This is a genomic window from Sulfurimonas sp. (assembly GCF_016744025.1).
In the GTDB taxonomy this organism is placed as follows: domain Bacteria; phylum Campylobacterota; class Campylobacteria; order Campylobacterales; family Sulfurimonadaceae; genus Sulfurimonas.
This window is the reverse complement of record NZ_JADGFC010000173.1, coordinates 1-4132: the sequence shown is the minus strand read 5'-3', so window position 1 is coordinate 4132 and position 4132 is coordinate 1. Positions and strand designations below refer to the sequence as shown.

Below are 4132 nucleotides of genomic sequence, written 5' to 3'. Positions count from 1 at the left end.
TACAAAACTCCGTATGAAGTGTTTTTCAGTGAAATGAGTAAAAGATTAGCTAGCTAATTTAGGTGGAAATTGCACTTGTTGTTGGAATTGGCGATTTTAGGTATTTTACTGAGTTGCTTATAAGAGGTAAATAAATGAGGGATAAAGAGGCAAGAGGATTAGCCTCTTGTTCTTTATTTCATAGAATCAGTTAGTATTTGAGCAACTGTGTCAAGTGTGATAGTTCCGTTTTCACCGATAGCAGTGTATCCGTGAGATGTGAAAGCAGAATGAACGTTAGCGATAACTTTGTCATCAATTTTACAATCACTTAATTTAGTTGTAATTCCAACACTTTGGTAAATTGATTCAATTTTAGCAATTACAGCTTCATTGTCATTTTCAATACCAAATACATTTTTACCCATTTGAGCAATTTTTTCACCTTTTTCTTCCATCATTATTCTTAAAAGATGTGGTTGTACTACAGCTAGACTTCTTGCATGATCTAAACCATAAAATGCTGTTAATTCATGTCCAATAAGGTGAGTAGACCAATCTTGAACAACACCTGCTCCAATTTGGAAGTTTAGTGCTTGATTAGCAATATGCATTAAGTTTTCTTGCCATAAAGGAGTACTTCTTTCGTCCCATTTAGCAGCTAGTTTTGTTAAACCTCTGTATAAAGTCTCAGCATAACCGTCATTAACTAAAGTAGTATTTACATTTGTTAAGTACTGCTCTGAAGTATGTACAAAAGCGTCAACTAAACCGTTTGCTAATTGTCTGTCACTAAGTGTTGACATAAAACTAGAATCTAGAATTGCAAATTGTGGGTAAGAGTGATTAGAAAAATATAATCTTTTCTCACCAGTTTCTTTTTTAGATACAACTGTAAGGTTATTTGATTCACTTCCTGTTGCTGCTAATGTTAATACAACACCTAAAGGTAAAGCAGCTTGTACTTCAGCTTTGCCATCTAAGAAATCCCATGCATCACCATCATAAAGTGCAGCAGCTGCTAAATATTTACAACCATCAATTACTGAACCACCACCAACAGCTAAAATAAAGTCAATACCTTCTTTTTTAACAATTTCTAATGCTTTGTTCATAGTCTCAATACTTGGATTTGGCTCAACACCTGAAAATTCAAAAAATGTATGATTTTGCAGTGCCTTAACAGTTTGCTCATAAGCACCATTTTTCTTGATTGAACCACCACCATAAACTAGTAGTACTTTTTTATCTATTGCAATTAAGCTAGATATTGCCGCGATTTTTCCTTGACCAAATTCAATAGCCGTTGGATTGTGATATGAAAATTCCATATAATGTTCCTTTTGTTTTGTTGAGGAAATTATATTAATATTTGATTTTTTAGAGAATAACAATTTGTACAAATGTAATGTCAGTTTCTCTAAATAAATATATTAACTATTTTATAAATCTAATCTTTTTAATATTTCATCAATATCATGTAGTTCACTTGCTACATTTACTAATGTTTTTTTCTTACCTATTTCAAATGCTGGCATAAAAATTTTAATATCTTGACTTGCTCTAGTAATAGAGACATAGGTTAATCTGTATTTTTCTTCATCACTCATGTATCTGTTGTCAGATAAGGAGAATAAGTCAATATAAGCTACATCGTGAGTACTTCCTTGAAGCTTATGAATAGTAGAAGAATGTATATACTGTACGTCTGCAAACATATCTCTTACTGCATAAAATGTTTTCCAAAGTGCTTTCTTATTAGGATGTTGAGATTTTTTTGCCATTGTGACTATGGATTTTAGTTTATCGTTAAAAACATTTATACTTGTCGGTTCTAAAACTCTAAAAACTTGTTGATCTAAAGAACCTAAATCCCTACACTCCCAGTAGTTAATGTTTAAAGTTTCGTGGTAGAGTGAAATAGCACTTTGAAGTTCGACTATTTGGCCATTATAGTATAGTGAAATATCATTTATTCCATATGCTTCTCTAAATCGTATAGTATCACCTTGTAAAAATGTAGGTGGATTAAATACACCATTTTGTTCCCAAAATTTTGTTCTAAGTAATTGATTAAAAGAATCCACATCTTTATTTTTATATGTAGCGATTATCTTATTCTCTTTGTACCATTCTTTGTTTTTATGAAAGTCTTCTATAAAATCTTTATGATTGTTGAAAAATGTCAACTCTTCTTGATAATGTTCACTGAAAAATTGTCTTAGATGAATAAAATCTTTAGTTTGTATTCTTTTTCTTAGCTCTGTTGCTATTTTTATGATGTAACTATCTTTTGCTTGTCTTACTACTTCTAATAATTTGAATTGGTTATTTAATTTATATATTTGATTTTCACTATTGTCTACAGGTAAGAGTTGAAACGGATCACCTATAAAAAATACAAAATTTACTCTTTGTTCTTCTATCGCCTCTTGTATATAGCCAAATAATTCTGAGCCTATCATAGAACTTTCATCTACAATAAGTATGGATGTACTATCGTGAGTTTTTTTTGTTTTATCTACTTTGAAAGTTTCTATACCTTTGTCAAAATCTCGAAAGGGCTTAATTCCTAAAAAATAGTGAATTGTTTTGCAACTTGCTTGTATTTTATTCTGTCTTAGCATTTCAGATATTACACTAACTGCTTTATGTGTTGGTGCAGTTATTGTAAAACTAAAACCAGTATCTTCTTTTTCTCTAAAGTATTTTGCTATTTGTGCCGTAAGATAAGTTTTACCTGTACCTGCAGCTCCTGTTAAAGATAACATATAGTCATTAATATTTTCGGTTTTTAAAATATTTTTTACTCTTGCTTCTATTAATGAAGTTACATTGTCAAAAACTTCTTTTTGGTGCGGAGTTAACTCATTTGATGTTACTTTAATATTCGAATTTGCAGTTTGTTTTGTTATATTATTCATATTTTAAATTGAGGGTTCGTAATAAAAAATTCTTCTACTTTATCTGTATGAGCATATATCTTACCATTTCTTCGCATATAAGAGTTAACGATGTGATACCCATGATTAAGTGCTGCAGCAATTGAACCACCAGTATTAAATGCTATATCTCCTGCAACATACATGCAGGTTACATTTGTTCTGTAATGTTCATCATGTATAGGCTTGCCATCCTCATCTACTTCTATCTCACATTTTTTAAGAAAATCAATAGGACTAGTGCCCCCTATTGCATAAATAATACGATCATAAATAGTGTGGTACCCATCTGTGAAATTCACTTTTGCTTTACCTTGTTCATTTTCTAAACTTATAATATCGGTATTCATTTTAAGTCGAAGTTTTTCTTGTCCATTATATGCTTTAATTATATCTTCATTCTCTGGATTTAGTCTAGTGAAATCAGCTTTTCTATAGACTAGAGTTACCGTATTTCCTTCATCTGCAAGTTCATAAGCATACTCAGATGCAGAGTTGCCACCACCAACCACTAGAATTTTCTCACCTTTGCTACATTTATCTAAGTTATAGTTTACATACTCTTTAATAGATGGTGGTATTTTATAAGAAGGTTTATTTGGTTTTCCCATCTTACCTATTGTTACAACAACACTTTTAGCTTTAAAACTTCTCTTTGCTGTAGTTATTAAAAATAAATTTTTATCTTCATCTTTTACTACTTTTTCAACTTCTGTATTAAATGCTGTATCTATTTTTTTTTCATCTAGAAGTTGATCGAAAAAATCTAAAGTTGTTTCTTTAGTTCCATCAATAAAAGGAATATTTCCCTCAATATTTACTATACTTCCCTTCCAATCTTTATCAACTCTTTTATTGGCTTTGTAAAATTTTCTAATAGTATTTGAATGATTGTCTGCTTTGTCAATTAATAAAATATTTTTCACACCGTGCACAGCAGCTTCGATCGCTGTTCCGATTCCCCCAGGCCCTCCACCAATAATAGCAATATCGTAAATTGTTGTCATTTATATCCTTATTGTTTTTTTTATAATTTTTTTTTAAAATAGTAATTTATATAAATTACATGACAGTTCCTACAAATATATTTTTAAGCTAACAAAAAATGATATACTATCGCCAATTCCAACAACAAGTGCAATTTCCACCTAAATTAGCTAGCTAATCTTTTACTCATTTCACTGAAAAACACTTCATACGGAGTTTTGTAT

General features: G+C 30.4%; 3 protein-coding genes. All 3 read right to left on the bottom strand.

Annotation, left to right across the window (positions count from 1 at the left end; genetic code table 11):
• Nucleotides 1-173: 173 nt before the first annotated feature.
• Entirely contained in the window at nt 174-1310 is a 1137-nt protein-coding gene (locus QZZ48_RS14510; protein ID WP_294966975.1) for an iron-containing alcohol dehydrogenase, read from the bottom strand.
• Between the two features lie 111 nt (nt 1311-1421).
• Nucleotides 1422-2903, bottom strand: coding sequence for an AAA family ATPase (locus tag QZZ48_RS14505; RefSeq protein WP_294966974.1), 1482 nt, complete (start codon nt 2901-2903; stop codon nt 1422-1424).
• The gene (locus QZZ48_RS14500) at nt 2900-3928 is read right to left on the bottom strand and encodes an NAD(P)-binding domain-containing protein (RefSeq protein WP_294966973.1); all 1029 of its coding nucleotides are present in this window, start codon (nt 3926-3928) and stop codon (nt 2900-2902) included. The genes QZZ48_RS14505 and QZZ48_RS14500 overlap by 4 nt, the downstream gene beginning before the upstream one ends.
• Nucleotides 3929-4132: the final 204 nt, after the last annotated feature.